General features: G+C 64.5%; 1 protein-coding gene and 1 pseudogene. Both read left to right on the forward strand.

Annotated features, from left to right (window positions below; genetic code table 11):
* On the forward strand, positions 1-877 hold an 877-nt coding region (locus tag EN750_RS33845), incomplete at its 5' end, for a response regulator (protein ID WP_145968180.1).
* A gap of 509 nt (positions 878-1,386) precedes the next feature.
* Positions 1,387-1,505 (forward strand): annotated as a pseudogene (locus EN750_RS41165) (phosphonate ABC transporter substrate-binding protein); the annotation flags it as partial.

Genomic DNA, 1,505 nt, shown 5'->3' on the forward strand with positions numbered 1-1,505 from the left:
GATGACATCGTGGACGTTCGATTCCTGCGCGGCCGAAAGCGGCGCCGAAGGCCTCAAGGTACTGATCGCCGCCGCTGCCTGTGGTGTTCCGGTCGATTGCGTCGTGCTCGACTACCAGATGCCTGGAATGAGCGGCGCCGAAATGGCGCGGATCGTGCGCAGCACCGCCGGCCTTGCCGGCACGCCGATCATCATGCTGACCTCGGTCGACCAGTCGCTCGCCAACACCAGCTATCGCGATCTTGGCATCGATGCCCAGCTGATCAAGCCGGCGCGCTCTTCGGTGCTGCTGGAAACGCTGGTCGCCACCATCCAGCGGCATCGCCACAATACGAGCAGCAGCGACGCGCAGCCGCTCGCAGCCGACGTCGCTGCGAGTTATGTGATGCGGCCGCAGCCCTCGGCACCGTCCGAACAGCGGGCGCTGCTGCAGCCGCCTTCGATTCGCCCCCGGCCACCGGTGGCGGCTGGCGGCGACAGGCTGGATATCCTGGTGGCCGAGGACAATGAGGTGAACCAGATGGTGTTCACCCAGATCCTCGGCGAGACCGGTTATGGTTTCGAGATCGTCGGCAATGGCCGCAAGGCGCTCGACGCCTTCGGCCGGCTCAACCCGTGCATGATCCTGATGGATGTCTCCATGCCGGAGATGAACGGTCTCGAAGCGACCGCCGCCATTCGCCGGCTGGAGGAAGAAACCGGCACGCATGTGCCGATCGTCGGCGTCACCGCACATGCGCTGAAGGGCGACCGTGAGCGCTGCCTGGAGTCAGGCATGGACGACTATCTGCCCAAGCCGATCAGTCCCCGGGCGTTGCTCGAGAAGGTCGAGCGCTGGGTCGGCGCCAGCCGGCAGGCGCAGCGCAACGCCGGGTAAGGCCGGCTCTGCCCGAGTACCGGGAATACGGCGAAGATTCGCGCCCCTGTCAGCGGCCAAGACTATGGTGCGATCGCACCATATGAAAGGCGGCATCCAGCCGAGACAATGGCGACATTCGAATTCCGCTCTTCCCAGTTACGGGCGGGAGCAGCGACCGCCGGCATGAGACAGCGTCAACCTACCCCAACGGACCTGTTTTCGGCGATGGCCCGGCCACGACACCGTCTGGCTGAGAGCAACGCGCTCCCGTCCGGCTTTTCTTCATAAAGGCCGGCTGATCCTCAAATCGCCGGCCAGCCTCGACCGAATCGAGCAAGTCCCTGATTCCGGTGACAAAGCGGGGCTGCGTCGGGAGTGCCGGCCAGGCGGCATTCTGCTCATCCCGATGACGCGTTACCGGGGTGACATCAAACTGTCATGCGACTGTTATAATCGAAGGCTATTGGCCTCAGCGGGCGCCGACTGACGAGCGCCGAGAGACCATCTTCCGAACAGGAGCAGGCCACATGAAGAAATTCCTCTATACGGCGTCGGCCGCTGCGCTTGCGCTCGCCGCGACGTCCGGCTTCGCCGCCGCGCGCGACCAGATCCAGGTCGCCGGATCATCGACAGTGTTACCTTATGC

The organism is Mesorhizobium sp. M7A.F.Ca.ET.027.03.2.1, assembly GCF_003999175.1.
In the GTDB taxonomy this organism is placed as follows: Bacteria; Pseudomonadota; Alphaproteobacteria; order Rhizobiales; family Rhizobiaceae; genus Mesorhizobium.